This window comes from Kitasatospora sp. NPDC002522 (assembly GCF_053595195.1).
In genome coordinates, this window is record NZ_JBSFXE010000002.1 from 193,430 (window position 1) to 219,700 (window position 26,271).

Consider the following 26,271-nt stretch of genomic DNA (forward strand, 5'->3'; position numbering starts at 1 on the left):
GCATCCATGTCCGTGACCACCGAGATCTGTGCGCCGCTGGCCGTGCTGGGGCATGACGTCGAGGTTCCGCTGGCGTCGGGGGCGAAGGTCACCTACGCGGCGCTGGACTACGCGGCGAGCGCGCCGGCCCTGCAGCGGGTCTGGGACGACGTGGCGGCGTACGCGCCGTACTACGGTTCGGTGCACCGCGGGGCCGGGTACCTGTCGCAGCTGTCGACCGACCTGTTCGAGCAGAGCCGGCGGACGGTGGCGGAGTTCCTGGAGCTGCGGGACGGCGACCAGGTGGTGTTCACCCGGGCGACCACCGACTCGCTGAACCTGCTGGCGGGCGCGGTGCCGGCCGGGACCGAGGTGTTCGCGTTCGAGACGGAGCACCACGCCTCGCTGCTGCCCTGGCGGCGGGAGGGCCTGACGGTGCGTTACCTGCGGGCGCCGCGCTCGCACGCGGAGGCGGTGGCGGCGCTGGAGGAGGCGCTGCTGGGCGCGGCGGACGGGCCGAAGCTGTTCTGCGTGACCGGGGCGTCGAACGTCACCGGCGAGCTGTGGCCGGTGCGCGAGCTGACCGAGGTCGCCCACCGGTACGGCGCCCGGGTGGTGCTGGACGCGGCCCAGCTGGCGCCGCACCACCGGCTCTCGGTGCGGGAGTTGGACGTCGACTGGGTGGCGTTCTCCGGGCACAAGCTGTACGCGCCGTTCGGCGCCGGCGTGCTGGCGGGCCGCTCCGACTGGCTGGACGCGGCGGAGCCGTACCTGGCCGGCGGCGGGGCGAGCCGGACGGTGGCGCGGGAGCTGGACGGCTCGGTGGCGGTCGAGTGGCACACCGGCCCGGCGCGGCACGAGGCGGGCTCGCCGAACGTGATCGGGGCGTACGCGGTGGCCTCGGCCTGCCGGGCGCTGACCGAGGCGGGGTTCGACGCGCTGGAGGCCCGCGAGCGGGCGCTGGTGGCGAAGCTGACGGCGGGTCTGGCCGCGATCCCCGAGGTGCGGGTGCTCAGCCTGTTCGGCGCCGAGGCGGACCGGGTCGGCGTGGTGTCCTTCGTGGTGCAGGGCTGGAACAGCTCGCACTTCTCGGCGGCGCTCTCCGCCGAGTACGGGATCGGGGTGCGGGACGGGCTGTTCTGCGCGCACCCGCTGGTGCGCACCCTGCTCGGGGGCGAGGAGGCCGCGCCGAGCGAGTGCGGCGCGCCGGAGCCCTCGCTGCCGGGGGAGCGCAGCCTGAACGCGATCCGGGTGAGCTTCGGCGCGGGCACCCCGGAGGAGCACCTGGAGCGGTTCCTGACGGCCGTTCGGGAGCTGGTCACCGACGGCGCGAAGTGGAGCTACCGCAACGAGGGCGGGCGCTGCGTGGCGGCCGCGGAGATCGACCGGGGCCGCCAGCGCTGAGCCCGCCCGGGGAGGCGGCCGCTACTCGTCCAGGCCGAGCGAGAAGGCCGCCTCCAGGTCGTGCTGGGAGTAGGTGCGGAAGGCGATGTGGGTCTCGGTGTCGATCACGCCGGGGATCTTGTTCAGACGGCCGGGGATCACCTCGGCCAGGTCCTCGTGGCCGCGTACCCGGACCATGGCGATCAGGTTGTAGGTGCCGGTCACGGAGTAGACCTCGGTGACGCCCTCGATGGCGGCGATCGCCTCGGCGATTTCGGGGATCCGGTCGACGCTGGTGTTGATGAGGACGATCGCGGTGATCACTGAGCAACTCCTGTTCGAGAAGGTGCGCCCAGGGTATCCCCCGCCGGACGGGCGGCCCAGGCGAACAGCCAGCCGGTGGCGAATCCGATCACGTGGACCAGGTAGGCGACCCCGGTGCCGCCGGAACTGACGGACCACCACTGCAGGGCGAACCACAGGCCGAGCACCAGCCAGGCGGGGAAGCGCAGCGGCAGGAAGAGCAGGATCGGCACCAGGGTGGTCACCCGGGCCTTCGGATAGAGCCGCAGGTACGCGCCGAGCACCCCGGCGATCGCGCCGGAGGCGCCGACCAGCGCGCGCATGGCGTCGGGGGTGTGCGCCTCGGCCACCGCGTAGCCGTAGGTCGCCAGGTAGCCGATGGCGAGGTAGCCGACCAGGAAGCGCAGCCGGCCGAGCCGGGCCTCCACCGCGGGGCCGAAGACGAAGAGGAAGAGCAGGTTGCCGACCAGGTGCAGCCAGCCGGCGTGCACGAACAGCGAGGTCAGCACCGAGAGTTCGGGGACCTTTCCGTGGGTCGGCGGCAGCGCGCAGCCGGGGGCGGCGGGGGAGAGGGTGGCGAGTTGAGCGGCCGTCAGCGGGTGGCCGCCGAGCAGCTCGGCCGGGACGGCGCCCCAGCGGTGCTCGTAGCGCTGCTCGGCGCAGAGCCGGGCGTCGCCGCTGCCGTACAGCGGGTTCAGCCCGGACGGGCCCAGGACCAGGACCAGCGCGGACACCGCGAGCAGCAGGTAGGTGACGGCCGGGGCGCGGGCGGTCCGCGCGGCCGCCGGCGAACCGGCCCGGGCGAGGGCGGGGAGCACCATGCCGGTCAGCATTCCTCGGGGGCGCGGCGGTGACACCGGGCGCTGCTCCGGCCGGGTGAGCGTCCGCGCAGTGGACCGGGGGGCCGGGGGCACCGGGCCAGGCAATAGGCTGGAGGCCCGGACCATGGGACCAGCCGAGAGGGACCACTGATGACCATTGCCGCGCCGACCGCCGAGACCCGCTGGCGCTGCACGCTGTGTGGCAACCTGACCCGCTTCGACGTGACCCGCTCGTCCCGGGTGATCGACTTCCTGCACTTCGACCTGTCCGGTGAGTCGAAGGTCGAGGAGACCGAGGTGCTCGCCGAGACCATCGAGTCGGTGCGCTGCCGCTGGTGCAACGCCGTCGACCAGGTCGAGCTGGTGGCCCGTCCCGGCGCCGACGACGCCGCGGCCGACGGCGGCCAGCAGGGCTGACGCCACCCCACCGCCCCGCCCTCCCGTCCGCACTCCGGACGGGGGCGCGGGGCGGACTCGTCGGTGGGGTGCTGTCGGTGCGGCACGGTAGACGGGACAATTACAGGAAGCGGTGGTTCACGGCGGCGCGGCAGACGGCCGGGCCGGGCCGCCCGGACCAGGATCGGAGCCGAGGACAGTGGTGGAGGCAGCGAACGCGCCCACGGGCACGGACGGGATCGCGTCCATTCCTGAGCCCGGACCGGTCGAGGAGCCGGACGGTGCGGCCGAGGCCCTCGCGGAGCAGCCCGGCGAGGATGCCGCCGAGGCCCTCGCGGAGCAGCCCGGCGAGGACGCCGCCGAGGTGACCGGCCGGGCGCTGCCCGAGGGCGTGCGCCGACGGGTGGTCGGGATCGCCTCCGACGCGCTGGGCGGCATCCCCGCCGCCGAACTGCCCGCCTCGCTGCGCCCGTACGCCAAGTTCACGCCGGCCCGGCGGGCCAAGTACGCGGCGACCGCGCTGGCCGCCGCGCTGGAGTCGGAGCCGGCCTTCCGGATCCGGATAGCCGAGCGCCTGCGGCTGGGCCAGCCGGACCTGGTGCGCGCGCTGGAGGCGGGCACCGTGCCGGCCGCGGCCGACCCGATGGACGTCGCCGCGGCGGCCTACCTGCTGCGCCCGACCGGCTGGACCCGGCTGGTGCACGAGGCCGGCGAGGAGGCCGAGCGGGCCGACGCGGAGGGCGCGGCGGCCGAGGCGGCCAGGCTGGCCGAACGGCTGCAGGAGGAGCTGGCGGAGGCCAGGTCGACGGCCCGCGGCGAGCTGGAGCGGGTCCGCACCGAGGCCGAGGGGGTGCGGCGGGAGGCCGACTCGCTGCGCAAGAAGGTCCGCTCGCTGGAGGCCGACACCCGCCGGGCCCAGGCCGAGAGCCGCCGCCTGGCAGGGGAGTTGGAGGCGGCGAAGGCCGCCGCCGCGGCCGAGCGCAGCGCCGCCGAGAGCGAGGCGCGCCGGCTGCGCCACCGGGTCTCCGAGCTGGAGACGGCGGTGGAGACCGGTCGCCGCACCGCCCGCGAGGGCCGCAGCGTCGAGGACATGCGGCTGCGCCTGCTGCTGGACACCGTGCTGCAGTCCGCGCAGGGCCTGCAGCGCGAACTGGCCCTGCCGGTCACCGCGCTGCGCCCGGCGGACCTGGTGGAGGCGGTGGAGCCGGGCTCGGCCTCGCCGAACGACGTGGCCCGGCGCGGCCTGGCCGAGGACGATCCGGCGCTGCTGGACCAGCTGCTGGCGATCCCGCAGGTCCACCTGGTGGTGGACGGCTACAACGTGACCAAGACCGGCTACCCGCAACTGCCGCTGGAGCAGCAGCGGCTGCGGCTGCTGGGCGGGCTGGCGATGCTCGCGCAGCGCACCCAGGCCGAGGTCACCTGCGTCTTCGACGGCCAGGACCTGGACGTCCCGGTGATCATGGCGCCGCCGCGCGGCGTGCGGGTGCGGTTCAGCCGCACCGGGGAGACCGCGGACGAGCTGATCCGCCGACTGGTCCGGGCCGAGCCGCAGGGCCGTCCGGTGGTGGTGGTCTCGGCCGACAAGGAGGTCGCGGACGGGGTGCGGAAGGCGGGCGCCCGCCCGGTCTCCTCGACGCTGCTGCTCAACCGGTTGTCCCGGACCTGACCTCGGCTGACGGCCGATCAGGCGGCCCCGCGAGGTTGCCGGAGTGTGTCGGTGTGGTGAAAGCGTCCGGGGAGGCCGGTTCGCGGGCACCTGGGAGTGGACGCGAAGGCTTGGACTTCACTAGGGTCTGGCGTCAAACCTATATTCCGGACTATCACTCCTAGGGGTGAGTCCAGCAGGAAGAAGGAGCACCTCCCTTGGCCTCCCACCGCCGTCCCAAGCAGCCGAGCCGCGCACGGGTCTCCGTGCTCACCGCTGCCGCCGCGACCGCGGTCGCCCTGTCGGCCCAGGTGAGCGCGCACGCCGCGCCCGCGTCGCCGAGCAAGGACGAGGTCAAGGCGCAGGTCGACAAGCTGCTCGAGGAGCAGGAGCAGGCGGCCGAGAAGTTCAACGGTGCCAAGGAGCGCTCCGACCAGCTGCGCAAGCAGGCCGACCAGCTGCAGGACCAGGTGGCCCGCAGCCAGGAGCAGATGACCGAACTGGCCTCCGGGCTGGCCGCGGTGGCGGGCGACCAGTACCGCCAGGGCGGGGTGGACCCGTCGATGCAGCTGATGCTCTCCGCCAACCCGGACACCTACCTCGCGCAGGCGTCCTCCTTCGACCAGGCCGCCAGCACCCAGGCGGAGACCCTGAAGTCGCTGAAGGACCAGCAGCGCCGGCTGGACCAGCAGAAGCAGGAAGCCGCCCAGGTGCTGGCCGAACTGGACAGCCAGACCAAGGCGTTGAACGACGCCAAGGCGGACGTCCAGGACAAGCTCCAGCAGGCGCAGAAGCTGCTCAGCAAGCTCAGCGCCGCGGACCGCGCCTCGATCCTGGAGGGCACCGGCGGCTCCGCCTCCCGCAGCGCCTCCCGGGTCGACATCTCCAGCCTCCCGCCGGCCAGCGGCTACGCCGCGGTCGCGGTGAAGGCCGCGCTCGGCAAGCAGGGCGCGCCGTACGTCTGGGGCGCGACCGGTCCGAGCAGCTTCGACTGCTCCGGCCTGATGCAGTGGGCCTACGCGCAGGCCGGCGTCTCGATCCCGCGCACCTCGCAGTCGCAGGCCACCGCGGGCGTCAACGTCGGCCGTGACTGGCACAACGCCCAGCCCGGCGACCTGGTCATCTACTACGGCGACCAGCACCACGTCGGCATGTACATCGGCAACGGCCTGGTGCTGCACGCGCCGCACACCGGCGACGTGGTGAAGACCATGGCGGTCGACACCCTGCCGATCAACACCATCCGCCGGATCTGACGATCCGACGAACCGGACATAAGCCCACAGAGGGCGACAACTGACGCACCGTGACACGCCCGGACGGGTCGAGATCTCCCTGTGATCCGCGACACGTCCGGGCGTGTCATTTCTCGACCATATGGTGAAAATCAATAAGCTCTACGTTACAGGCTGATCACGGTCGGTCAGATTCGTAATCGAATTCGACGCAGAATCAGATTTTCTTCTGACAAGGATTTGAACGGATCACGGATCGGTTACTAGGGTCATGCCTCGACCACCGCAATGTCGATCGCCCATGGGGGGCGACGGCGGAGGTCGCCGCCGAGTCCGTGACACAGCGGGCGGGCCGTCACCACGAGGCCTGCCGACGGGGATGCCCCTGCGGGGGTGCTGTCGAACGGAGCCGGGGAACCACGTTCCCCCGGGGTGAATCGGTGTCAGGTCGGCCGTAGCAGCGGCCGGTGAGGCACCGTAGGGCTTCTTCCGGCCCGAACCCGTCAGCTCACCCGGTAGGCGGTGTGTGAGGAAGAAGGAGTCCGCCTTCGTGGCGTCCCATCGTCGTCCCAAGCCCGCAGGCCGTGCCCGGGTCTCGATTCTCACTGCCGCCGCCGCCACCGCCGTGGCGCTCTCCACCCAGGGCGGTGCGCACGCCGGCCCGGCGCCGACCAAGGACCAGGTCAAGCAGCAGGTCGACCAGCTCAACGAGCAGGCCGAGGTGAAGACCGAGGCGTACAACGCCGCGGTGGTCAAGCAGCAGGACCTGCAGAAGCAGGTCGGCCAGCTGCAGGACCAGGTGGCGCGCCAGCAGGACCGGGTGACCACCGTTCAGGACAGCCTGGCCGGCATCGCCGCCGAGCAGTACCGCACCGGCGGCGTCTCGCAGACCATGCAGCTGATGCTCTCCAGCAGCCCGGACGCCTTCCTCGGGCAGGCCGGCGCGCTGGACCAGGTCGGCTCCACCCAGGCCGGGCTGCTGAAGTCCTTCAAGACCGAGCAGGCCGCGCTCGACCAGCAGCGCGACGAGGCCCAGCGCAAGCTCACCGAACTGGACGTCACCGCCAAGGCCCTGAAGGCCGACAAGGAGGACATCCAGGCGAAGCTGGCCAAGGCCACCGACCTGCTCAACTCGCTCACCCAGAAGGAGCGCGACGAGCTGGCCGCCGCCGAGGCGAAGGCCGCCGCGGACTCCCGCGCCCAGGCCGACACCGCCCAGCGCGCCTCCCGCGACGAGTCCCGCCCGGACCTCGGCGCCGTGAAGGCCACCTCCGGCTACGCCGGGGCCGCGCTCGCCGCCGCCACGTCCAAGCTCGGCAGCTGGTACTCCTACGGCGCGGCCGGTCCGACCACCTTCGACTGCTCCGGCCTGATGCAGTGGGCCTACGCGCAGGCCGGCGTCTCGATCCCGCGCACCTCGCAGGCCCAGGCCGGCGCCGGCACCCGGATCGGGTCGGACATCTCCAAGGCCCAGCCGGGCGACCTGATCATCTACTACGGCGACATGCACCACGTCGGCATGTACGTGGGCAACGGGCAGGTCCTGCACGCCCCGCACACCGGTGCGCAGGTCCGCTACGAGTCGGCCACCGCGATGCCGATCAACACCATCGTGCGGGTCTGACCCAGGGTCAGCGCGAACGGCCCGACACCCCCGACCTGGGGTGTCGGGCCTTCGTCGTCCCGATGTCCGATTCGCGGTCAAATATTCGAAGGTGTCAGGGTTTGGACTGGATCGATCCGACTCGCTAACCTCTGCCCCCGAGCCCCCGAGCGGACGGCCGCCCCGCCGGGCGGCGGCGGAGGCGGCCGCAGGAACGGAGTCCTCGCGCATGTCGGTGCACCGTCGCCCCCCACTGCCGGGCGTCCAGCGGTTGGCCCGCGCCCTGGCGCTCACCGCCGCCGCCGCGGGCGCGCTCGGCGTCACGGTCGCCGCCGCCGGCGCGGCGCCGCTCAGCCCGGCCGAGCCGCTGGGCCGCAAGGAGGTCAAGGCGCAGGTCGACCAGCTGTACGACGAGGCCGAGCAGGCCTCCGAGAAGTTCAACGCCGCCCAGGAGCAGCAGCGGAAGCTGCAGGCCGAGGCGGCCTCGCTGCAGGACCAGGTGGCCGCCGGGCAGGACGAGCTCAACCGGCTGACCGGCAACCTGGCCGCGGTCGCCGCCGCCCAGTACCGCGCGCAGGGCGTCGACCCCACCCTGCGGCTGATGCTCGACCGCGACCCGGCCGGCTACCTGGACGGCGCCCGCTCGCTCGACCAGGCCACCTCCCGGCAGAACGACACCCTGCGGGAGGTCGCCGACCGGCAGCGCCGGCTCGACCAGCGCCGCCAGGAGGCGACCGCCAAGCTCGCCGAGCTGGAGAACGTCCGGCAGTCGCTGGCCGCCGCCAAGGAGGACGTCAAGGCGCGGCTCGGCCGGGCCCAGCACCTGCTGAACGGCCTCGGCGCCACCGAGCGCGCCCGGCTGATCACCGACGACGCCCGGGAGGCCGAGCAGCGCGCCACCCGCGGCGCCGACCGGGTCGACCTCGGCGACCAGCCGCCCTCCTCGGACCGCGCCGCGGTCGCGCTGGCCGCCGCGATCGCCAAGATCGGCTCCCCCTACGTGTACGGATCGACCGGCCCGCGCACGTTCGACTGCTCCGGTCTGATGTACTGGTCGTGGCGGCAGGCCGGAGTGACCCTGCCGCGCACCTCGCAGGAGCAGGCCTCGGCCGGCCGGCGGGTGAGCCTCGCCGAAGCCCGGCCCGGAGACCTGGTGATCTTCTACAAGGACATGCACCACGTCGGCATGTACGCCGGCGGCGGTGTCGTCGTGCACGCCCCGTACCCCGGGGCCCGGGTCCGCTACGAGAGCGTCAACGCGATGCCGGTCAGCTCGGTGGTGCGGGTCTGAGCCCGGACGAGCCCCTGGTCACCGACCTGCCCCGGGTGTCCGGGCGGCAGGTCGGTGCTCCGCTGTCCCGTCGCGCCGCCCTGCTGCTGGCCGCCGCCGGGGCGGTCCAGCTCTCGCTGCCCCGGGCGGTCGCCCCGCCCCGCCGGGCGCCGCTGGCAGCGCCCGCCGCGCCCGACACCCGCGGCGACGTCGAGCGGCTGCTCGCGCTGCGGGCGCTCGCCGTCCGGCAGGGCGACGCCGCCCGGCTGCTGGCGCTCGGCGCCCCCGAGGCCGAGGAGTCCGACCGGGACCTGCTGGAGCGCACCGCCGAGCTGCGCTTCGCCGAGTACACCCTGAAGCTCGGCTCGTTCACCGAGCCGCCGGCGGGCGCCGACCGGATCACCGTCGCCGCGGAGCTCGGCTACCGGCTGGACGGTGTCGACGACTACCCGGCGCTGCTGGAGCGGCAACTGGAGCTGACCCGCGCCGAGGACGGCTGGCAGGTGGTCCGGGAGACCCCGACCGGAGCGGTGGCGCCCTGGGACCTCGGCGCGGTGCGCGCGGTGTCCGGGCGGCGCAGCCTGGTGCTCGGGCTCGGCGAGACCGCCGAGCTGGGCGCGCTGGCCGAGCTCGCCGACCAGGCGGTGCCCGCCGTGGCTGCCGTCTGGGGCGACTGGAAGCCCGGCCGGCTGCTGCTCGAACTCCCGCTCACCGAGCAGCAGTTCGCCCGGCGGATGGACGTCGCCGCGGACAGCTACCAGGGCATAGCCGCGGTCACCCTGGCGGTCAGCGGCGCCCCGGCGCACACCCCGGCCGACCGGATCCTGGTCAACCCGGAGGCGTACCGGCAGCTCAGCGACCTCGGCCGCCGGGTGGTGGTCACCCATGAGGCCACCCACGTCGCCACCCGGGCCGACACCAAGCCGTGGACTCCGCTGTGGCTCTCCGAGGGCGTCGCCGACTACACCGGCTACCGCGGCACCGGCCGCACCGCCCGGCAGATCGCCCCCGAACTCGCCAAGGAGGTCACCGCCGGTCGGCTGCCCACCGCGCTGCCCGCCGACGAGGCCTTCACCGCCGGCGCCGCCGGGATCGGCCAGGCCTACGAACTCTCCTGGCTGGCCTGCGACCTGATTGCCCGTCAGTGGGGCCAGGACCGGCTGGTGGCGTTCTACCGGTCGGTCGGCGCGCTCGGCGCCGGGCAGCTGGACCGTGCGATGCGCACCGAACTCGGCGTCGGCGTGGAGGAGTTCACCAAGCGGTGGATCAGCGAGACGGCGAAGCTGCGGAGTTGAGCGCCGCCTGGAGGCCCGCGGCGTCCAGGAAGGCCGTGTGGGTGCCCGCCGTGGTGCAGGCGAAGGCCCCGGCCAGCGCGCCGGCCCGCATGCACTCCTCGACCGGGCGGCCGGCCAGGTGCCGGCTGAGGAAGCCGGAGACGAAGGCGTCGCCCGCGCCGTTGCTGTCCACGATCGGCGCCCCCGGGTCCAGGGCCGGGAAGTGGCGCGGCAGTTCGTCCTCCCGGGTGAGCAGGAAGCTGCCCGCCGCACCGGCCGTGGCCACCACCAGCTCGGCCCGGCCCTGCGCCAGGACCGTGCGCATCACCGCCTCCGGGCGGCCGCCGACGGCCGCCGCGGAGAGGAAGACCAGGTCCGAGCCGAAGGCGTAGGCCCGGTGGTGCTCCTGCTGTCCGTCCCAGGTGTGCAGGTCGGTGGAGCTGCTGCGGCCCAGGCGGTGGATCTCCGGGTACATCTCCCGGTTGACGTTGGTGATCGACAGGTGGACGTGCCGGGTGCGCTCCAGCAGCGGCAGCCAGAACTCCCGCGGCAGCCGGGCGTCCGCGGGGTGGCGGCCGTCGTAGAAGGAGAACCGCAGGCCGTCCCGGTCGACCAGGTTGACGCTGCGCGGGGTGCCGGCCGGGGCCGGGAGGTGGCTGAAGTCCAGCCCCCGGCGGGCGTACTCGGCGAGGATCAGCTCGCCCTGCGGGTCGGCGCCGAGGAAGTCGGCGAACTTGGTGCGCAGACCCAGCGCGTGGCAGCCGAGTGCGACGCCGTTCCCGGTGTGCGCCGGGTAGTCGACGACCGGGGGCACGCCGACGGAGTCGCGGTCGGCGGGCACCTCGAGCCGGTCCACCCGGACGATGGTGTCCACGCCGACGCCGCCGACGATCAGGATGTCGTAGTCGATCACCCGGTGATGGTGGCAGCGCACGGCAGTTGCTGCAAGAGGTTTCAGAAAGTTCCAGTCGGGGGTCGTGCCGGCTCCCGACGGACCGTCAGGTGCGGTCGGCCGGGGTCAGGTCGTCCAGCAGGTCCTGCTCGTAGGCGATGCCCGGGCGGACCGGGTAGTGCGGGGCGACCTGGTCGGCGGGCAGGACCACGGTGGTGACGGCCTCCGGGCGGCGGGTGGAGCGCCACAGGCCGCGCGCCGACACGATGGTGGTGGCCAGCAGCAGCAGGTTGCGGGCGGTCAGCACCAGCACGCCCAGCAGCTCGCTGCGGTTGACCGCGCCGAACATCACCGGGAACTCCAGCGTGGTCAGCACCGTGGTGACCAGCACCATCACGGCCGCCGGGCGCTGGCTGGTGCCGCGCGCGGTCAGGCAGACGGCGGCCAGGCCGATGATCCAGATCATGTACTGCGGGCTGATCACCCGGCTGGTCACGGTGAAGATCAGCAGCGCGCAGAGCGCCGCGTCGTAGGTGGTCGCGGTGGTCCAGCGGGCCGCCCGCAGCCGCCACACCAGCAGCCAGCCGAAACCGGCGACGGTCAGCGCCACCATCACCTTGGAGACCACTGGCACCCACGGCCCGAGGAACTCCACCGAGCCGTAGTTCATCGTCACCGTGCCGTGCCAGGCGCCGGCCAGCTTGGCGAAGTGCAGCGGCAGCGCGCCCAGCGACTCGATCTCGATGCCGCGCTCGGACTGGAACTTCAGGAACTCGAAGGCCCCGTTCATCCCCGCCGTCAGCAGGAAGCCCAGCGAGGCCGCGAACGCCGCCGCCGCCGTCCACGAGCGGCGGGTGCGCCGTCCGCGCGGGGTGCCGATCAGCGCCAGCAGCGGCCAGATCTTCACCAGCCCGCCGAGGCCCAGCAGCACGCCGCCGAGGGCCGGCCGGCGCAGCAGGGCCAGCAGGCCGACGATCGCCAGCGCGGTCACGATGATGTCGTAGCGGCAGTACACCGTCGGCCCGAGCAGCGGCACGCCCGCCACCCAGTACCAGGCGCCGTGGTAGCTGCGGCCCCGGCGGGTGCCGGCGCGCATCAGCAGGGCCATCGCCGTCGCGTCGACCACGCCGCAGATCACGAAGAACGACACCAGGTACGACCAGGGCAGCAGCCCCGGCAGCAGGATCACCAGCGCCGCGCCCGGCGGGTACTGCCAGGTCACGTCGTCCAGCGGGAAGGTGCCGGTGCGCAGCACCTCGTACCAGCCGTGGTAGATCACCGAGACGTCCGCCGTCACGTCGGTGCTGGCGATCCGCAGCACCCCGGCGAGCATCAGCACGATCAGCGTGCGGGAGACCAGCCAGCCGCCCGCCAGCGTCCACAGCGGCCCGCGGGCCGGCGCGGTGCCGGGGGCGGTGGACAGCGCCAGGTACTCGGTACTGCCGGACCGTCCGGCCTGGGCTGACTCCACTACGCTCCTTCGGTCGTCGCGTACACCGGGACACCACCTAGGACCCGCCGGGAACCGGTTCGGTTGCGGCGGCGTCCATGAGAACTTCGAGCCTTCCAGAACGGCGGCCCTCCCGGGCGCGTTCCCGGCGAACGGGCACGGTGACCTATCGTACGGACCACTCACAGGTACTCCGAGCACCACCCCGACCGAGCGAGCCGCGGCATGCACAAGACCCTGATCGTCACCAACGACTTCCCGCCCAGGCCGGGCGGCATCCAGGCGTTCGTCCACAACATGGCCGTCCGCCAGCCCGCCGGGTCCGTCGTGGTGTACGCCTCCACCTGGCGGGACGGCAGAGAGGTCGCGAAGTTCGACGCCGAGCAGCCGTTCCCGGTCATCCGCGACCGCACCAGGATGATGGTGCCCACCCGCCGGGTGACCCGCCGGGCCGCCGAGATCCTCCGGGCGGAGGGCTGCACCTCGGTCTGGTTCGGCGCCGCCGCGCCGCTCGGCCTGATGGCCCCCGCGCTGCGGAAGGCGGGCGCCCGGCGGCTGTTGGGGATGACGCACGGGCACGAGGCCGCGTGGGCGCAGCTGCCGGGCTCGGCGCAGCTGCTGCGGCGGATCGGCGCGGGCACCGACGTCCTCACCTACCTGGGGGAGTACACGCGCTCCCGGATCGCCCGGGCGGTGGGGCCGGAGGCCGCCGCGCGGATGGTGCAACTGCCGCCCGGTGTCGACGAGTCGACGTTCCGTCCGGACTCCGGCGGGGACGCCGTGCGGGCCCGGCTCGGGCTGACCGACCGGCCCGTCGTGGTGTGCGTGTCGCGGCTGGTGCCGCGCAAGGGGCAGGACACGCTGATCACCGCGATGCCGCGGGTGCTGGCCGCGGTGCCGGACGCGGTGCTGCTGGTGGTGGGAGGCGGGCCCTACCGGGCCGAGCTGGAGAAGCTGGTCGACTCGGTGGGCGTGCGGTCCTCGGTCGTCTTCACCGGCGCCGTGCCGTGGGAGGAACTGCCCGCGCACTACGGGGCCGGCGACGTCTTCGCGATGCCCTGCCGCACGCGCCGGGGCGGCCTCGACGTGGAGGGTCTCGGCATCGTCTACCTGGAGGCCTCGGCGACCGGGCTCCCGGTGGTGGCCGGCGACTCCGGCGGGGCGCCGGACGCGGTGCGCGAGGGCGAGACCGGCTACGTGGTGCCCGGCAAGGGGGGAGTGGAGGTGCTGGCCGAGCGGCTGGTGCGACTGCTCGGGGACGAGGGGCTGCGCCGCGAGCTCGGCGAGGCGGGGCGGCGCTGGGTCCACGACAGCTGGCGCTGGGGCATGCTGGCGCAGCGGCTGACGGGGCTGTTGGCTGCGGAGTGACAAAGCAGGGGCTCGGGGACCTGCGAGCAGCGGAAGGCACCCGGCAGCAAGATCGCGCTGCGGGTGGTCAGTTGCACCGTGGCGCGATCTTGCGGCAGCGGAGTGGTTGCGCGCGCAGTTCCGCCGCCAGCCCCAAGGGGGGCCGGGAGGTACCCCCAGCGCCCCTGACGGGGCACGAGGTCGGGGCGCAGGTTACCGCGCCCCTGGCGGGGCGTCAGCGGGTGTAGAGGGCCTCGACGTCCGCTGCGAAGTCCTTGAGGACCACGTTGCGCTTGAGCTTCAGGGACGGGGTGAGGTGGCCGCTGGCTTCGGTGAAGGCGGTGGTGAGGAGGCGGAACTTCTTGACCGCTTCGGCGTGCGAGACCGCCTGGTTGCCGTCGTCGACGGCGGCCTGGATGGCGGCGAGCAGGTCCGGGTCCTCGCGGAGGTCGGCGACGGTGGCGTCGGCGGGCTTGCCGTTGAGGGACTTCCAGCGCGGGAAGAACTCGTCGTCGACGGTGACCAGGCAGGCGATGAAGGGCTTGCGGTCGCCGACCACCATGACCTCGCCGATGATCGCGTGGGCGCGGATGCGGTCCTCGATCACCGCGGGGGCGACGTTCTTGCCGCCGGCGGTGACGATGATCTCCTTCTTGCGGCCGGTGATGGTGAGGTAGCCCTCGTCGTCGAGGGTGCCGATGTCACCGGTGGCGAACCAGCCGTCCTGGAGGGCCTCGGCGGTCGCGGCGGGGTTGTTCCAGTAGCCGGTGAAGATCTGCGGGCCCTTCAGCAGGACCTCGCCGTCCTCGGCGATGCGGATCGCGGAGCCGGGCAGCGGCTGGCCGACGGTGCCGATCTTGGGCTTGTCGTCCGGGTTGAAGGCGGTGGCGGCGCAGGACTCGGTGAGGCCGTAGCCCTCCAGGACGCGGAAGCCGATGCCGCGGTAGAAGTGGCCGAGCCGCTCGCCGAGCGGGGCGCCGCCGGAGATGGCGGCGTTGCAGCGGCCGCCGAGCGCGTTGCGGAGCTTGACGTAGACCAGCTTGTCGAAGACCGCGTGCCGCAGGCGCAGGCCGAGCGAGGGGCCGCCGGCGTCGAGGGCGCGGCTGTAGGCGATCGCGGTGTCCGCGGCGCGGTCGAAGATCTTGCCCTTGCCCTCGGCCTGGGCCTTGGCGCGGGCGGTGTTGAAGACCTTCTCGAAGACCCGGGGGACACCGAGGATCAGGGTCGGCCGGAAGGAGCCGAGTTCCTCGGTGACGTTCTTGATGTCGGAGACGTGGCCGAGCTTGACCGGGGCGATGGCGGCGGCGATCTCGGCGATCCGGCCCAGCACGTGGGCCAGCGGCAGGAAGAGCAGCACGGAGGACTCGCCGGTGCGGAACAGCTCGGGCATCCGGGCGCAGACGTTGCCGAGCTCGGAGAGGAAGTTGCCGTGGGTGAGCTGACAGCCCTTCGGGCGGCCGGTGGTGCCGGAGGTGTAGACGATGGTGGCGATCGAGTCGGGGCGGGCCAGGCGGCGGCGCTCCTCGATCACGGCGTCGGGGACGTCCTGCCCGGCCAGGGCGAGCGCGGCGATCGCGCCGTCCTCGATCTGCCAGGTGTGCCGGAGTTCCGGCAGGGCGTCGCGGACCTCGGCGACCACGGCGGCGTGCTGGGCGGTCTCGGTGATCACGGCGAGCGCGCCGGAGTCGCCGAGGATCCACTGCACCTGCTCGGCGGAGGAGGTCTCGTACACCGGGACGGTGATCGCGCCGGCGGTCCAGATCGCGAAGTCCAGCAGGGTCCACTCGTAGCGGGTGCGGGACATCACGGCGACCCGGTCGCCGGGGGCGATGCCGGTGGCGATCAGGCCCTTGGCGGCGGCGTGCACCTCGACGAGGAACTGGGCGGCGGTGAGGTCCTGCCAGTGCCCGTCCGTCTTGCGGCTGAGCACAGCGACGCCCGGGTGCCGCTCCGCGTTCTGGTGGACCAGGTCGGCGAGGTTGCCGTCACTCGGGACCTGGTAGCGGGCCGGAAGGCTGAACTCCTCGAGCAAGACTGCTCCTCGTCTGCGACGCTGCGGGACGTCAGGACGTTACTGCTCGGTAGACGAATTCGGCCAGGGGGGTCGGCCTCGTTGTTCCAAGCGTCACACCGCAGGTCGGGGTGTGGATGATCGGAACGAACCCTACGGCAGTCGTCAGGTGACCCGCCGGTAGGCGGACCGGGCGGGAAGCGCACCCGCCCGCCCGCGATAGCCTCTGCTGGGCGTACAGCAGCACGGGAGATCGCGGAGGCCGCAATGGCGGAGCACACCAGGTCGAGCATTGTCATCGACGCCACCCCGGCCGAGGTCATGGCGGTCATCGCCGACTTCGCCGCCTACCCGGAGTGGACCGGCGAGGTGAAGGAGATCGAGGTGCTGGCCAGCGGCCCCGACGGCCGCGCCACCGAGGTCCGGCTGCTGCTGGACGCCGGCGCGATCCGCGACGAGCACGCCCTCGCCTACACCTGGGACGGCGACCGCGAGGTCAGCTGGACCCTGGTCCGCAGCCAGATGCTGCGCTCGCTGGACGGCTCCTACACCCTCGCCCCCGCGGGCAAGGCCACCGAGGTGACCTACCAGCTGGCCGTGGACGTGAAGATCCCGATGCTCGGCATGATCAAGCGCAAGGCGGAGAAGGTCATCATCGACCGGGCACTGGCCGGGCTGAAGAAGCGCGTCGAGGGCTGACCGGGCGCGTGGCCACTCGTACCGTCCTGGTCAGCGGCCCGGACGCGGCCCGCATCGCGGCCGCCACCGCACTGCAGCACGCCCGGCAGGGCCGCGACACCCTGCTGCTGGCCGCCGACGACCCGCACCGCGCCGTCGACGCGCTGCTCGACGCCCGCCTCACGCCCCGACCCGTCCGGTACGACGCGCACCTGACGGTGGCCCGGATCGACGAGCAGGCCGCCTTCAGCGCCGCCCTCGACGGCTACCGCGACAAGCTCGCCCCCGCGCTCGACCTGATCGGCGCCGAACCGCTCGACCCCGAGGAGCTCGGCCCGCTGCCCGGCACCCGCGCCCTCGCCCTGCTGCGCGCGCTGCCCCGGGCCGCCGCCGAGGTGCTGGTGGTCGCCGCCCCGCCGCCCGCCGAACTGATCGCCACCCTCGCGCTGCCCGAGCAGCTCGACCGCTACCTGACCCGGCTGCTGCCCGAGCAGCGGCAGGCCGCCCGGGCGCTGCGCCCGCTGCTGGCCGCGGTGGCCGGGATGTCGATGCCCACCGACCGGCTGTTCGAGGCCCGGGCCGCCGCGGCGGGCGCCATCGCCGAGGCCCGCGCCGCGATCACCGCGCCCGGCACCACCGTCCGGCTGGTGCAGGACGCCGCCCGTCCCGACCCCGGCGGCCTGGCCCGGATCCGGGCCGGCCTCGCGCTGCACGGCCTGGCCCTGGACGCGGTGGTCGCGCACGGCGCGCTGCCCGCCGCCGCGGTGGACTCCCCGGACGACTGGCTGGCCCGCACCGCCCACCGGCAGCGCGAGCAACTCGCAGCGCTTGCCGGGCAGTTGGACGTCCCGCTGCTGACCACCCGGCAGCCCGACAGCACCCTGGAGACGCTCGCCGAGCAGCTCTACGCGGCCGGCCACCCCGCCACGCCCGCCCCCGCCGATCCCTGGGTGGAGGACCGGCTGGCCGAGGACGGCCTGCTGCTGTGGCACCTGCCGCTGCCCGGCGCCGACCGTGAGGAACTCGAACTGCTGCGCCGCGGCGACGAGTTGGTGGTCGGTGTGGGCGCCTACCGGCGGGTCCTGGCACTCCCGTCGGCGCTCCGCCGTTGCACCGTCGGCGGGGCGGGACTGGCCGCCGGGGTGCTGTCGGTGCGGTTCGCGCCGGACCCGGCGTTGTGGCCGCGCGGGCTCTGAGTCGCGCGGGAGACACGAGAGAGGGAGTGCGTGGTGGGTGCTGAGGAGCCGGGTGCGGGCGGAGATTTCGCGCCGCTGGTCGACGAGGTGCGGAAGTTCGCGACCGCACTCGGAGTGAAAGCGGTGGAGGTCGGCGGAAAGCTCCGCGAGTCCAACCCGGAGGTGTACGGACACCTCGCCGCGGCCGGCGGCGAGCTGCTGGCCGCCTACCGCGCGGCGGTCGCCGGGCACGAACGCCGCTGGTCGGCGCCCCAACACGCCGAGACCGAGCGGGTGGACCTGGACGAGCCCGCCGAGGCGTCCGACAACTAGTTAAGCCGCGACGTGGGCTTCGTGACGTTATGATCTCAGGCAATCACGGAATGGCGTCGTCAATATGACTTGTGAAGGCAGTCTGGGCGGTCTCTCCCGGATTGTCTTCGAATAATGTATGCCGGACTGTGTACGTGGGCACCCCTCAGCCGGTACCGTTCCGCTGAGCGGGAACGAGTGAATAGCTGAGGGACACATGGCTCTGACCATCGGCGTGGACGTCGGCGGTACCAAGATCGCAGCAGGTGTGGTCGACGAGGCCGGCGAGATTCTGGCCCGGACCCGGGTGCCCACCCCGGCCGACCCCCAGTGGGCGGTCGACGCCATCGCCCAGGGCGTACGAGAACTGAAGGAGCAGTACCCCGATGTCGCCGCCGTCGGCGTCGGTGCCCCCGGCTTCATCAGCCGGGACCGCTCCACCGTGATCTTCGCGCCCAACATCGACTGGGAGAACGAGCCCCTCAAGCAGCGCGTCGAGGAACTCACCGGCCTGCCGACGGTCGTCGAGAACGACGCCAACTGCGCGGCGTGGGCGGAGTTCCGGTTCGGTGCCGCGGCCGACTACGAGGACATGGTCCTGATCACCGTCGGGACCGGCATCGGCGGCGGCATCGTGCTGGACGGCCGGCTGCACCGCGGTCGCTTCGGCGTGGCCGGCGAGATCGGCCACCTCAACATGGTCCCCGACGGCCTGGAGTGCGGCTGCGGCGGCCACGGCTGCTGGGAGCAGTACGGCTCCGGGCGGGCGCTGCGCCGCTACGGCCGGGAGAAGGCCGCGGCCGACCCGATCGCCGGCAAGCGGATGCTGGAGCTCAACGACGGCGTCGCCGAGACCATCCGCGGCATCCACATCACCGAGGCCGCGGAGGAGGGCGACCCGCTGGCCCTCTCCTGCTACGCCGAGCTCGCCGACTGGCTCGGCCGCGGCATGGCCGACCTCGCCGCGCTGTTCGACCCGGGCGTCTTCGTCCTCGGCGGCGGCGTCTCCGACTCCGGCAGCCTGCTGCTCGACCCGGTGGCCGCCGCGTTCGAGACCTACCTGACCGGCGGCCCGCAGCGACCCCGCGCCAACGTGGTGCTGGCGTCGATGGGTTCGGCGGCGGGGATCGCGGGGGCGGCGGACCTGGCCCGCACCTGACGCATCGTCATGTGGATCCGCCCGGGGAGGGGAGTGCTCTCGTCGGGCGGATCTTGCTGTGCGCGGGCGGTTCCTCGCGCCCCTGTGGTTGCTGCCCTGCGGCGGCTTGTACGTCCCTGTTACTGTCTGTCAGGTGACGGACACTGGGATTGCGTTGGCGTCGTCCGGGGTGGAACCGGACGGGGCGCGGCGGGTGCGGGTGCTGAGCTACAACGTGCGGTCGTTGCGCGACGACCGGGCGGCGGTGGCTCGGGTGATTCGGGCCTGTGAGCCCGACGTGGTCTGTGTGCAGGAGTCGCCGCGGTACTGGAAGCCGGAGAAGTCGGCGGCCTGGCTCGCGCACGAGACCGGGATGGTGATCCTGGCCGGCGGCGGGCGGGTGGCGGCCGGGCCGCTGCTGCTCGGGCGGCTGCGGGTCGACGTGCTGGAACTGCGCGACGTGCTGCTGCCGAAGACCCGGGGCCTGCACGCCCGCGGCTTCGCCGGCGCGCTGCTGCGGATCGGCGGCGGCCGGCCGTTCTCGGTGACCAGCTGCCACCTGAGCCTCGACCCGGACGAGCGGCTGCGCCAGTTCGCCCTGTTGCGGCGTCAACTGCGGCCCGGCGAGCCGGGGGTGATCGCGGGCGACTTCAACGAGCACCCGGAGGACCCGGGTTGGCGGGCGCTGGCGGCCGAGCTGACGGACGCCCACGCGAAGGCACCGTGGGGCGGCACCGAGACCTCGGTGCCGGGCGACCCGTTCCAGCGGATCGACGGGGTGTTCACCACCCCGGACGTCGAGGTGCTCGGCTGCGGCGTGCCGTACCCGCTGCCGGGGGTGTCGGAGGCGGACCTGCGGGCGGCCACCGACCACCTGCCGGTGCTGGCGGCGCTGCGCATCCCGGCCGCGTAGCGGCACCGCCGGGGCGGCGCCGGTCAGACGACCGCGCCGCCCTGCGGGTCGTCGGGCTCGTCCTCGTCGCGGTCCTTCATCCGGGCGACCAGGGTGCCGAAGCCGCCGAGGAAGGCGAGCACGCCGACCCAGGCCGGCCAGCCGGAGACCTCGCGCCAGACCAGCGCGTCGAACAGCAGCAGCGCCGGGCCGCCGAGCACGGCCAGCCAGGCGAACTTGGCGGTGGTGTCGGCGGGCGGCAGCGGCGGGGGCTCCGGCGGGACGAAGTGGCCCTCGTCCTCGTCCTCGGCGACGGAGTAACTGCGCGGGCCGTCCTCGGGGCGCGGGATCGGGCGGGGGGCGAAGCCGGCCAGCGAGTTGAGGCCGGGGTCGGCGCGGCGCTCCGGACGCTCGGGCTGGGTGCGGACGTTCTCCGCCTCCGGCCAGGCCGGGTCGGTCAGGTCGACCGGCTCGTCGAACTGGGCGACCAGCGCGGCGAAGATCTCGTCCTGTTCGGCCTGGCTGCCCGCGGCGGGACGGCGCGGCGAAGGATCGGGCGCGGGCTGGGCGGTGGGCTCGCCGGACGCCGCGGCGTCGCGGGGCAGGTCCTCGTCGTCGTTCGCCTTGCTCGTCTCGTTCACAACCGGCCTTTCAGCCCGAGTGGTTCCCGGCATCGACCGCCGCTGCCGGGGCCAGCCGCCGGACGAAGTCGAGGCTCGCCCCGAAGATCAGACCGGCGTCGTGGTCCAGCGTGGCCACGTGGAAGCTGCGGTCGAGCAGCAGCTCCGTCACATCGGTCGAGGATATCCGGGCGAGCACCAGTGCCGAGTTGCGCGGCGAGACCACGTGGTCCTGCGGGCTGTGCAACAGCAGAACCGGCTGGGCCACCTTCGGCATTCCCGCCTGAACGGTCTTCCACAGCCGGGCCAGTGACCAGGCGGCGTGCAGCGGGACCTTGTCGTAGCCGACCTCGGTGACGCCCGGCAGCGCGATGTCGCCGGCCACCCCGGGCAGGGTCGGCAGCAGGTGCCGGAGCACCGGAAGAAGTACCGTCCCGGGGTTGTCGGAACGCACCGAGGGGTTGACGAGCACCAGTCCGGAGATCCGCTCGCCGAGTTCGGCGGCCAGCCGCAGGGTCAGCGCGCACCCCATCGACAGCGCGCAGACGAACACCTGCTCGCACTCGGCGGCCAGCTCCTCGAAGGCCGCCTCGGCGGTGGCGTACCAGTCCTCCCAGCGGGTCTGCTGCAGGTCCTGCCAGCGGGTGCCGTGGCCGGGGAGCAGCGGGACGGAGACGGTCAGGCCCGCCTCGGAGAGGTGTTCCGCCCAGGGGCGCATGGACTGCGGGGAACCGGTGAAACCGTGGATCAGCAGCACACCGACCGGCCCGCCCTGGCGGCGGAACGGCTCGGCTCCCGGCAGCAGCGGCATCGACGGTCTCCTGGAGGTTCGGGGTGAGGGTGGCTCGATGGTCCCACGGGGGCGAAGCGCCGTACAGAGGCCCGCTCCGGGCGGCCCGCCGGTGCACGGGCGGCAATGCCGGGGCATTAGGATCGACCGGTCCGCACAACAGGAGGCCCCGGTTGTTCTACCGACTGATGAAGATGATCGTCGCACCGCTGCTGCGGATCTTCTTCCGGCCCTGGATGGAGGGCGAGGACAACATCCCGGACGAAGGTCCGGCCATCCTCGCCAGCAACCACCTGTCCTTCTCGGACTCCTTCTTCCTTCCCGCGCTGCTCAAGCGGCGGGTCACCTTCATCGCGAAGGCCGAGTACTTCACCACCCCGGGCATCAAGGGCCGGCTCACCGCCGCGTTCTTCAAGGGCGTCGGCCAGCTGCCGGTGGACCGCTCCGGGGCGCGCGGCGCCGGCGAGGCGGCGATCCGCAGCGGCATCGCGGTGATCGAGCGCGGCGAGCTGTTCGGCGTCTACCCGGAGGGCACCCGCTCGCCCGACGGCAAGCTGTACCGCGGCAAGGTCGGCGGCCTGGCCCGGGTCGCGCTGGCCACCGGCGCGCCAGTGATCCCGGTCGCGATGATCGACACCGAGAAGGTGCAGCCCCCCGGCCAGGTGGTCCCCAACTTCGGCGTCCGCCCCGGCATCCGGATCGGCCGCCCGCTCGACTTCTCCCGCTACCAGGGCATGGAGAACGACCGCTTCATCCTGCGTTCGGTGACGGACGAGGTGATGTACGAGATCATGCGGCTGTCCGGCCAGGAGTACGTGGACATCTACGCGACCGCCGCCAAGCGCCAGCTCGCCGACGAGAAGAAGGCCGAGAACGCCGAGCGCAAGGCCCAGCAGAAGGCGGAGAAGGCCGCGGAGCAGGCCGAGAAGGCCGCCGCCGCCGAGGCCGAGAAGGCCGCCGCCGAAGCCGAGAAGGCCGCGGAGGCGGAGAAGGACGGCGGCACCGAGAAGGACACCGGGGCCTGATCGGCCGTCAGGGGGGCGTGGTGAACGAGCACAGACCCGTCGCCGCGCCCGGCGGCCGCGTGACGCGGCGGCCGGGGGTGGCCTCGGCGGTGGCGGCCGGCGGGATGTCCGTCGAACTGCCGATGTGGCGCGCCATGGGGTACTTCCGGGTGCTGGCGCTCGGCTACGCGGTGCTTCGCTACTTCGCGTCCTTCCACGACTTCCTGCACCCGGTCTCCGGCTGGATCTACCTCGGCGCCCTGACCCTGTGGACGCTGGCCAGCACCCGGGCCTTCGCCGGACCGCAGCGCTGCACCTGGCCGGTGCTCGGCACCGACCTGCTGTTCGCGGTCTTCGGCATCGTGATGAGCGGCCTCATCGACACCCCCGCCCGGATCCACGGCGGCGCGCCCACGCTGCCCACCATCTGGGCCGCCGGCACGGTGCTCGGCTACGCGGGCAAGGGCGGCTGGCGGCCCGCCGCCTTCGCCGGCCTGGTGATCGGCGCGGCCAACATCTTCGGCCACGGCGGGATCACCCCCGACAACCTGCACAACATCGTGCTGCTGCTGGTGGCCGGCTGCGCGATCGGCTACGTGATCGAACTCGCCCGCGCCAGCGAGGCGGTGCTCACCCGCGCGCTGCAGGTGGAGGCCGCGACGCGGGAGCGCGAACGACTCTCCCGGGACATCCACGACGGGGTGCTGCAGGTGCTCGCCCTGGTCCACCGCCAGCAGGGCGACGGCGCCGAGCTCGGCCGGCTCGCCGGGGAGCAGGAACGGGCGCTGCGCGCCCTGATGACGGGGGCTCAGCTGCCCGAACAGGCCGAGCCCGGCGAGGAGCAGGACCTGCGCCCGCTGATCTCCCGGCACGCGGGCGAGCGGGTCACCGTGGCCGCGCCCGGCACCCCGGTGCTGCTGCCCGCGGCGGTCGCGGCCGAGCTCGCCGCCGCGGTGGCCGCCGCCCTCGACAACGTCCGCCGGCACGCGGGGGAGTCGGCGCGGGCCTGGATCCTGGTCGAGGACGAGCCGGAGGCGGTCACCGTCTCGGTCCGTGACGACGGCCCCGGTCTGGCGCCCGGCCGGCTGGCCGAGGCGCAGCGCGACGGGCGGCTCGGCGTCTCCCAGTCGATCCGCGGCCGGATGCTGGACCTCGGCGGCAGCGCCGAGCTGTACTCGGTGCCCGGCGAGGGCGTCGAGGTGGAACTGCGGTGGCCGAGGAGGGGTACGGATGGCTGACCAGCCGGTGCGGGTGATGGTGGTGGACGACCACCCGATGTGGCGCGAGGGCGTCGCCCGGGACCTCGCCGAGGCGGGGTTCGCGGTGGTCGCGACCGCCGGCGACGGCGAGGAGGCGGTCCGCCGGGCCCGGGCCAGTGCCCCGCAGGTGGTGGTGCTCGACCTCAACCTGCCCGCGCTGCCCGGCGTCGAGGTGTGCCGCCGGGTGGTGGCCGGCGACCCGGCGGTGCGGGTGCTGGTGCTCTCCGCGAGCGGCGAGCACGCCGACGTGCTGGAGGCGGTGAAGTCCGGCGCGACCGGCTACCTGGTGAAGTCCGCCGGCCGCGAGGAGCTGATCGACGCGGTGCGCCGCACCGCCGTCGGCGACCCGGTCTTCACCCCCGGCCTGGCCGGCCTGGTCCTCGGCGAGTTCCGCCGCCTGGCCACCGAACCGCCCGCCCCCGCGGCTCCCGCGGCACCGCAGCTCACCCCGCGCGAGACCGAGGTGCTGCGGCTGGTCGCCAAGGGGCTGTCGTACCGTCAGATCGCCGACCGGCTGGTGCTCTCGCACCGCACCGTGCAGAACCACGTCCAGAACACCCTCGGCAAGCTGCAGTTGCACAACCGGGTCGAGCTGGTCCGGTACGCCATCGAGCAGGGGCTGGACGAGGAACTGGGCTGAGCCCGGGGCCGCGCCGGCCCCGGGCCCGACCGGTCAGCCGCGGACGGCCGCCGCAGTGCGCAGCAGGTCCGCGACGATCTGCACGCCCTCCCGGGTCAGCACCGACTCGGGGTGGAACTGCAGGGCGGCGAAGCCCGGGCCGCGCAGGGCGTGGACGTCCCCGGTGTGCGGGTCGCGGGCCACCTCGACGCCCTCGGCGGCCAGCCGCCCGGCGGCGTCGTCGTCGCAGCGGGCGGTGAAGGTGTTGTAGAAGCCGACGGTCCGGCGGGCGCCGAACAGGTCGACGGTCTCCTGGGCACCCTGGTACGGGACGGCCTTGCGGGCCAACGGCAGACCGAGCTGCGCGGAGAGCAGCTGGTGGCTGAGGCAGACCGCGAGCAGCGGGGCGGTCCGCTCGCCGGTGCGGACGGCGGCCAGGGCGTCGGCGACGATCGGGCGCAGGACCGCCATCTTGGGGTCGGCCGGGTCGGCGGGGTCGCCGGGTCCGGGGCCGAGGACCAGCGGGCCGCGGTGCGCGGCGACCCGCTCGCGCAGCGCCGGGGTGTCGTAGCGCAGCACCGTGACGGTGTGGCCGAGCGAGCGCAGCAGGTGGGCCAGCATCGAGGTGAAGGTGTCCTCGCCGTCGACCACCAGGGTGTCCGACCCCGGCTGCGGGGCGGCGGGCTGCTGCATCCGCAGCCAGAACGGGGCGAGGCCGGCCCGGCGCGCGTCCAGGGCCGCCTGAACCCGGTGGTCGTCGGCCAACCGGGGCCGGGCGTCGGCGAGTTGGCCGCTGCGGGCCGGGCGGGCGCCGATCGCGGAGAGCACCCCGGCGGCCTTGGCGTGGGTCTCGGCGACCTCGGAGTGCGGGTCGGAGTGCCGCACCAGGGTGGCGCCGACCCGGACCACCAGGGCCCCGGTCGCCGGGTCGACGTCGGCGGCCCGGATGCAGATCGGCGAGTCCAACTGCTGCCCGCCGCTGGCGGAGCGGCCGATCAGGGCGAGCGCCCCGGAGTAGTAGCCGCGCCCGCCGCGCTCGTACCGGTCGATCACCCGGGTGGCGTTCTGCACCGGGCTGCCGGTGACGGTGGCGGCGAACATCGTCTCCTTCAGCACCTCGCGGACGTCCATCGAGGTGCGCCCGCGCAGCTCGTACTCGGTGTGCGCGAGGTGCGACATCTCCTTCAGCCGCGGCCCGAGGACCTGCCCGCCGAGGTCGCCGACGGTGCACATCATCTTGAGCTCCTCGTCGACCACCATGGTGAGCTCCTCCAGCTCCTTGGGGTCGCGCAGGAACTCCAGCAGCGACTCGGCGGTGGGCCCGCCGGCCGGGTAGCGGTAGGTGCCGGAGATCGGGTTCATCACCACGGTGCCGCCGGACTGCCGGACGTGGACCTCCGGGGAGGCGCCGACCAGCACCCGGTCGCCGGTGTGCACCAGGAAGGTCCAGTACGCGCCGCGCTCCTGCTCCAGCAGCCGGCGGAACAGGGTCAGCGCGGTGGCGGGCGAGAAGTCCTCCAGGGTGGCGTGGAAGTCGCGCCGGATCACGAAGTTGGCGCCCTCGCCGCGCCCGATCTCGTCGTCGATCACCCGCCGGACGATCCCGGCGTACTCCTCGTCGTCGATGTCGAACTCCCCGCCGCGCAGCGCCACCGGCGCGTCGGGCAGCGCCTTCAGCACGTCGGCCAGCGGCAGCGCGTACTGCTCGTCGACCCGCAGCGCCCGCAGCGGGGTGCCGTCCTGGCGGGCGTCGAAGCCGCGCTCGCGGATCTGCGCGTAGGGGACCAGCGCCAGCAGGTCGTGCCGGGGGCCGTCGGCGGGGACGCCGAGGCGTACCGGGAGGTCGGCCAGGGTGTCGTGGTCGCCGACCTCGCCGAGCAGCAGCTCGACGGTGTCCGGGGCGAGCCGCGGGGCGCGGCGGTGCAGCAGGGCGAACGCGGGGGCGCCGGGGGCGGTGAGCCGGGCGAGCAGGCCGGCGGCGGTGGTGGTCACGGCTGCGGGTGGTCCTTCCGGGAGTGGGCTGCGGGGGTATCCGCCGGTTCCGGGAGGGCCGTGACACTCGACACAGACGTCGACGGCCGCCCCGAAGGGCGGCCGTCGTGTCGTCTCAGGGACGCGCGATCCGTGGGCCGCCCAACGGGCTGGCCCACCACCAGGAGAAGGTGTGCGGCG

24 protein-coding genes and 1 riboswitch are annotated in these 26,271 nt (G+C 73.8%); of the genes, 16 read left to right on the forward strand and 8 right to left on the reverse strand.

The window, feature by feature from the left end:
- Positions 1 to 6 precede the first annotated feature (6 nt).
- Positions 7 to 1,383, forward strand: coding sequence for an aminotransferase class V-fold PLP-dependent enzyme (locus ACWD4U_RS02545; protein ID WP_363449696.1), 1,377 nt, complete (start codon positions 7 to 9; stop codon positions 1,381 to 1,383).
- 21 nt (positions 1,384 to 1,404) lie between these two features.
- On the opposite strand, the gene ACWD4U_RS02550 is transcribed toward ACWD4U_RS02545, so the two are convergent.
- Complete coding sequence (locus ACWD4U_RS02550) at positions 1,405 to 1,686, reverse strand: Lrp/AsnC family transcriptional regulator (protein WP_363449698.1); 282 nt, start codon at positions 1,684 to 1,686, stop codon at positions 1,405 to 1,407.
- Positions 1,683 to 2,486: a rhomboid family intramembrane serine protease gene (locus ACWD4U_RS02555; RefSeq protein ID WP_363449700.1), complete on the reverse strand. Its 804-nt coding sequence runs from the start codon at positions 2,484 to 2,486 to the stop codon at positions 1,683 to 1,685. Before ACWD4U_RS02555 ends, ACWD4U_RS02550 begins: the two co-directional genes overlap by 4 nt.
- A 150-nt stretch (positions 2,487 to 2,636) precedes the next feature.
- Here ACWD4U_RS02555 and ACWD4U_RS02560 point away from each other — a divergent pair, with 150 nt between their 5' ends.
- The 6 genes from ACWD4U_RS02560 to ACWD4U_RS02585 all read left to right on the forward strand — a co-directional run bounded on the left by ACWD4U_RS02560 (position 2,637) and on the right by ACWD4U_RS02585 (position 9,933).
- Entirely contained in the window at positions 2,637 to 2,903 is a 267-nt protein-coding gene (locus ACWD4U_RS02560; RefSeq protein ID WP_363449702.1) for a hypothetical protein, read from the forward strand.
- A gap of 226 nt (positions 2,904 to 3,129) precedes the next feature.
- Positions 3,130 to 4,551 (forward strand): NYN domain-containing protein, encoded by a 1,422-nt coding sequence (locus tag ACWD4U_RS02565; RefSeq protein WP_449787082.1) that lies wholly within the window; start codon positions 3,130 to 3,132, stop codon positions 4,549 to 4,551.
- 197 nt (positions 4,552 to 4,748) lie between these two features.
- Positions 4,749 to 5,786, forward strand: a complete 1,038-nt coding sequence (locus ACWD4U_RS02570; protein ID WP_363449704.1) for a C40 family peptidase — start codon at positions 4,749 to 4,751, stop codon at positions 5,784 to 5,786.
- A gap of 363 nt (positions 5,787 to 6,149) precedes the next feature.
- Positions 6,150 to 6,301, forward strand: a riboswitch (cyclic di-AMP (ydaO/yuaA leader).
- A gap of 14 nt (positions 6,302 to 6,315) precedes the next feature.
- Positions 6,316 to 7,389 (forward strand): C40 family peptidase, encoded by a 1,074-nt coding sequence (locus tag ACWD4U_RS02575; protein WP_363449706.1) that lies wholly within the window; start codon positions 6,316 to 6,318, stop codon positions 7,387 to 7,389.
- Between the two features lie 208 nt (positions 7,390 to 7,597).
- Positions 7,598 to 8,659 carry a C40 family peptidase gene (locus ACWD4U_RS02580; RefSeq protein ID WP_363449708.1) on the forward strand — a complete coding sequence of 354 codons (1,062 nt, stop codon included), beginning with the start codon at positions 7,598 to 7,600 and terminating at the stop codon, positions 8,657 to 8,659.
- 35 nt (positions 8,660 to 8,694) lie between these two features.
- Positions 8,695 to 9,933 carry a gluzincin family metallopeptidase gene (locus ACWD4U_RS02585; protein ID WP_363449710.1) on the forward strand — a complete coding sequence of 413 codons (1,239 nt, stop codon included), beginning with the start codon at positions 8,695 to 8,697 and terminating at the stop codon, positions 9,931 to 9,933.
- Here the strand turns inward: ACWD4U_RS02585 and ACWD4U_RS02590 are convergent.
- Positions 9,905 to 10,825, reverse strand: a complete 921-nt coding sequence (locus ACWD4U_RS02590) for a carbohydrate kinase family protein (protein ID WP_363449712.1) — start codon at positions 10,823 to 10,825, stop codon at positions 9,905 to 9,907. The genes ACWD4U_RS02585 and ACWD4U_RS02590 overlap by 29 nt on opposite strands.
- A gap of 85 nt (positions 10,826 to 10,910) precedes the next feature.
- On the reverse strand, positions 10,911 to 12,275 hold the full coding sequence (locus ACWD4U_RS02595) for a glycosyltransferase 87 family protein (RefSeq protein WP_363449714.1): 1,365 nt from the start codon (positions 12,273 to 12,275) through the stop codon (positions 10,911 to 10,913).
- Positions 12,276 to 12,479: 204 nt separating this feature from the next.
- On the opposite strand from ACWD4U_RS02595, the gene ACWD4U_RS02600 reads away from it, so the two are divergent.
- The gene (locus ACWD4U_RS02600; RefSeq protein ID WP_363449716.1) at positions 12,480 to 13,622 is read left to right on the forward strand and encodes a glycosyltransferase family 4 protein; all 1,143 of its coding nucleotides are present in this window, start codon (positions 12,480 to 12,482) and stop codon (positions 13,620 to 13,622) included.
- A 214-nt stretch (positions 13,623 to 13,836) separates the two neighbouring features.
- On the opposite strand, the gene ACWD4U_RS02605 is transcribed toward ACWD4U_RS02600, so the two are convergent.
- Complete coding sequence (locus ACWD4U_RS02605; protein ID WP_363449718.1) at positions 13,837 to 15,633, reverse strand: AMP-dependent synthetase/ligase; 1,797 nt, start codon at positions 15,631 to 15,633, stop codon at positions 13,837 to 13,839.
- Positions 15,634 to 15,879: 246 nt separating this feature from the next.
- Between ACWD4U_RS02605 and ACWD4U_RS02610 the strand changes: the two genes are divergently transcribed.
- The 5 genes from ACWD4U_RS02610 to ACWD4U_RS02630 all read left to right on the forward strand — a co-directional run bounded on the left by ACWD4U_RS02610 (position 15,880) and on the right by ACWD4U_RS02630 (position 19,828).
- Positions 15,880 to 16,311: an SRPBCC family protein gene (locus tag ACWD4U_RS02610; RefSeq protein WP_363449719.1), complete on the forward strand. Its 432-nt coding sequence runs from the start codon at positions 15,880 to 15,882 to the stop codon at positions 16,309 to 16,311.
- An 8-nt stretch (positions 16,312 to 16,319) separates the two neighbouring features.
- Complete coding sequence (locus ACWD4U_RS02615; protein ID WP_363449721.1) at positions 16,320 to 17,486, forward strand: ArsA family ATPase; 1,167 nt, start codon at positions 16,320 to 16,322, stop codon at positions 17,484 to 17,486.
- 33 nt (positions 17,487 to 17,519) lie between these two features.
- Complete coding sequence (locus tag ACWD4U_RS02620; RefSeq protein ID WP_449787077.1) at positions 17,520 to 17,798, forward strand: DUF5304 family protein; 279 nt, start codon at positions 17,520 to 17,522, stop codon at positions 17,796 to 17,798.
- A gap of 196 nt (positions 17,799 to 17,994) precedes the next feature.
- Entirely contained in the window at positions 17,995 to 18,936 is a 942-nt protein-coding gene (locus tag ACWD4U_RS02625) for an ROK family glucokinase (protein ID WP_363449723.1), read from the forward strand.
- A 133-nt stretch (positions 18,937 to 19,069) separates the two neighbouring features.
- Positions 19,070 to 19,828, forward strand: a complete 759-nt coding sequence (locus tag ACWD4U_RS02630) for an endonuclease/exonuclease/phosphatase family protein (protein ID WP_363449725.1) — start codon at positions 19,070 to 19,072, stop codon at positions 19,826 to 19,828.
- 23 nt (positions 19,829 to 19,851) lie between these two features.
- Here ACWD4U_RS02630 and ACWD4U_RS02635 read toward each other — a convergent pair whose 3' ends face one another.
- Both ACWD4U_RS02635 and ACWD4U_RS02640 read right to left on the reverse strand, forming a co-directional pair.
- A complete protein-coding gene (locus ACWD4U_RS02635; RefSeq protein ID WP_363449727.1) occupies positions 19,852 to 20,448 on the reverse strand; it encodes a hypothetical protein in 597 nt (198 codons plus the stop codon).
- 10 nt (positions 20,449 to 20,458) lie between these two features.
- Complete coding sequence (locus tag ACWD4U_RS02640) at positions 20,459 to 21,238, reverse strand: alpha/beta hydrolase (protein WP_363449729.1); 780 nt, start codon at positions 21,236 to 21,238, stop codon at positions 20,459 to 20,461.
- Between the two features lie 167 nt (positions 21,239 to 21,405).
- On the opposite strand from ACWD4U_RS02640, the gene ACWD4U_RS02645 reads away from it, so the two are divergent.
- From ACWD4U_RS02645 to ACWD4U_RS02655, 3 genes are all read left to right on the forward strand, one after another.
- Entirely contained in the window at positions 21,406 to 22,242 is an 837-nt protein-coding gene (locus ACWD4U_RS02645) for a lysophospholipid acyltransferase family protein (protein WP_363449832.1), read from the forward strand.
- A gap of 104 nt (positions 22,243 to 22,346) precedes the next feature.
- A complete protein-coding gene (macS, locus tag ACWD4U_RS02650; protein WP_363449834.1) occupies positions 22,347 to 23,459 on the forward strand; it encodes a MacS family sensor histidine kinase in 1,113 nt (370 codons plus the stop codon).
- Positions 23,452 to 24,120, forward strand: coding sequence for a response regulator transcription factor (locus tag ACWD4U_RS02655; RefSeq protein WP_363449731.1), 669 nt, complete (start codon positions 23,452 to 23,454; stop codon positions 24,118 to 24,120). Before macS ends, ACWD4U_RS02655 begins: the two co-directional genes overlap by 8 nt.
- Before the next feature lie 33 nt (positions 24,121 to 24,153).
- Here the strand turns inward: ACWD4U_RS02655 and ACWD4U_RS02660 are convergent, their stop codons facing one another.
- A complete protein-coding gene (locus ACWD4U_RS02660) occupies positions 24,154 to 26,091 on the reverse strand; it encodes an anthranilate synthase family protein (RefSeq protein WP_363449733.1) in 1,938 nt (645 codons plus the stop codon).
- Positions 26,092 to 26,271: the final 180 nt, after the last annotated feature.